Below are 2,767 nucleotides of genomic sequence, written 5' to 3' on the forward strand. Positions count from 1 at the left end.
AGCACCGCAATGATCCGCTCTTCCGTGAACCTCGACTGCTTCATCTCCGTCTCCCTCAAGGTGGACGGATTCTACCCTTTTTTGGAGGAAGTTCAGGGGCTCAGGTCAAGTGCCGCGCGAGTACCCCTAAGGTTATCGAAAACGCGTCGCAACCAGTAGATCTGCCAGCGCGTTTCTCCATGCTTGCGTGCCCCCTCGGAAACCTGCGCACCGGCAACAGACCCTCGGCCACGATCCAGATCTCTCAGCTGCCGAACGTACGCGGCGACCCGATGGTCCTTCAAGAACCTCCAGCCGGTTCACCGACCCTGCCGATGAGGCGTCCAAACGGACGTCTTTTTGCAGTCCAATCCCATCTCAACCTCCGACCAAGCCGAAGGTCTCTTCGCACACCTATCCCGATCCCGAAGAAATTGTTTCCGCTTCGCGCTTAGGAGTCAGCTCATGGTAGCGAACTTGATTGTAGTGCTCGAGAAGGCTTTGATCTGCCGTTCGAGGTCGCCGGCGGGTAGTAGTTGTCGCGCAGAATGCGGTGGTCTAACCGATCACAAGTATCCGCTATGCGGCAGCGCGGCTGCAAGTGCGAGCTCTCTCAGGGGCGACTTCGAGTGCGCAGGCGTGAGTGCAGCGGCAAGCGAAGAAATGCCACGGACTTGGCCGGGCACGATCAAGTCGAAAAGATGCCCGACTCTCGTGCGTCCCCACGATGTGGGAGCCTTGACGAAGGCCGCCCAACCCGGTCGTTACTTATCGAACTGAACGCCCTGCATGATGCGCGCCCGCCATGCCTTCGGAGCTGCGCGGCGAGGCTCTCGTCGGTTGCCCCCGCGTGACGTTCGGCCGGGATGAGTAGTTGAAGTCGTTCGGCTGCGGCTAGCAGCTCCGGGTCCAGGTGGATCGTTTCGCTCGGCTTAGGCTCGGGCGCGATGCCGCGCGGTCGCCAGCCCGCAGCCAGCCGGCAAAGACCGGGCCGGGGTGGTGGTTCCTTGTGGCAGGTCTCTCGTGACGGGATTGGCGATCACGGCCAGTGAGGCTCCGGACCTCTCAAGCACAGAGCCTCACCACGGAAAGGAGGATAACGCGCTGCCCGCAACAGCGCGCTCCCACCCCCTAGGCAGACCCGCCGCCACTAACTCTGCGATTTCCCGGTAAGCCGTTTAGGCTGAACGACTGCCCGGCCGAACGACCAAACGACTGAGCGCCTTAAGCTCCGAGAGCGACTCGCCGCCCGACTAACGACTTTGTTCGGCCTAGAAGGCTCTTAGTTTGAGCGCGGTTGTTTGAGAGTGAAAGGGCCGAGGCATGCGAGAGGCCGACTGCAGCCCCAAAGCCGTTCAGCTATGCTCTGGTCAATGAAAACGCGTTGCCCGCTCTCTTCGATCGCCAGCTCGCGCGTAAGCCATTCCAAACGAAGCTCGGCTTCTAAAGCGCCGTTGCCTTCGCAGATGGCCGCCGCGACGACTTCAATTTGATTTTCAATAAGCTCCCGGAGGATTTGGATGCGAGGTTCCATTGTGCTGCTCTCCGGCCGAGAGAAAGTGGCCGACCATCTTACGCTCTAAGTTCCGGCTGGCACCCTGCCAGAAATGGTCGGTCTGCCATTACGTCGAAGGTCGCGGCGCACGGCTCCCACCTTGCTCATCCGAGCGAAGGCCAGGGCTACCGGCTTTCAGGTCGATCAGGGGCTTTTAGGTCGGACAGGCAGTAGATAATTGTCTTCTCTCCACCATGCGGGTAAGGACGCCGCAGACAGCCGGATCGCGCGGCAGCTACGCTATCTATGCGGACGCCGCCTTCGGACTTGAGCTTATGACGCACGAAACGGCCCAGAAGCTCGGTTGAGATGAAGCCGGGCTGGATCGCGATCCTCTCAGACAAATTGCGCGATGGCCGCCAAGGGCGGCGTGCATTTGTTCGAGTTGAAGGTTGTGGAGTTAGGGCTCAACTAGTGGGGCCGTGTTGCCACTTCAGTCGTGGCGCGGTCGCTGTGGAGCCGTCTTCGACCGGTGAGGCGTTCGGTGTTGTGTCGTCGGATGCCGGACGCGACCAACGAGCTGCTGATACCCCTAGACTAGGGTCGCCGAGCCGAGTGATTTCTGAGGATTTAGGCCCGAACGACGTTGAACTGGAGGGCTGCGAGGCAGCCGGCGAAGCTGGAGCTGGCGTCCGCGTCGGCGCTCCAATAGCTTTGACGGCGGAAGCGCTTCTGGCCCAGATCGCCGTCGCCGAATATGCCAATGGCGAGCCGCTTTACCTCCAGAAGTCGGCGAACACATTCACGCGGTCCCGCTACCACAGAAGCTAGTTCAACGGAACGAGCGTGCAATCACCGGCAGCTCGACGTGCAGGTAGGCGATAGCTTTCAATACCAGCGATCGCTTCCGTTCCGGCTCAATGGGCCGAGCCGCGCCAAGTTGCTGATCAACTGGTGTGAACCCTTGGCATTCGCGGGTGGAGGTGAATGAACGCCTCCTGGTTTTGGTAGTAGTCCAAATGAGTGTCACCAACTAGCGTGTCAACGATCCGTAGAAAACTACGGACCCTCGACTTGCCGCGATATGCCGAAACGCATTTTCGAATCGAAGAACCTTGAGTCCACCATAATGGCGGAGCCTCGGCACCCGCTGTAGGGAGAGCTGGGGCATATTCAGTTTCCGGAGCTAAGATACAAAACACCTGCGGTCGAGGCGAGTAGAGTCGAGGAGAGGCGCGGTGATGCGCTTGTCGCGCGTTCCGTTTCCTCTCCCCGCTCATCAAACCGGACGTG

General features: G+C 60.1%; 1 protein-coding gene. It reads right to left on the minus strand.

Annotation, left to right across the window (positions count from 1 at the left end; all coding sequences use genetic code 11):
• Nucleotides 1–1,261: 1,261 nt before the first annotated feature.
• Nucleotides 1,262–1,513: a hypothetical protein gene (locus AC5ZFO_RS47595; protein WP_496124213.1), complete on the minus strand. Its 252-nt coding sequence runs from the start codon at nt 1,511–1,513 to the stop codon at nt 1,262–1,264.
• Between the last annotated feature and the right edge of the window lie 1,254 nt (nt 1,514–2,767).

The sequence above is a fragment of the Bradyrhizobium sp. Unk1 genome (assembly GCF_059512345.1).

Bases quoted from the DNA above. Each gene is read 5' to 3' on its own strand.
- AC5ZFO_RS47595 (WP_496124213.1), bottom strand. From the start codon at position 1,513: ATGGAACCTCGCATCCAAATCCTCCGGGAGCTTATTGAAAATCAAATT.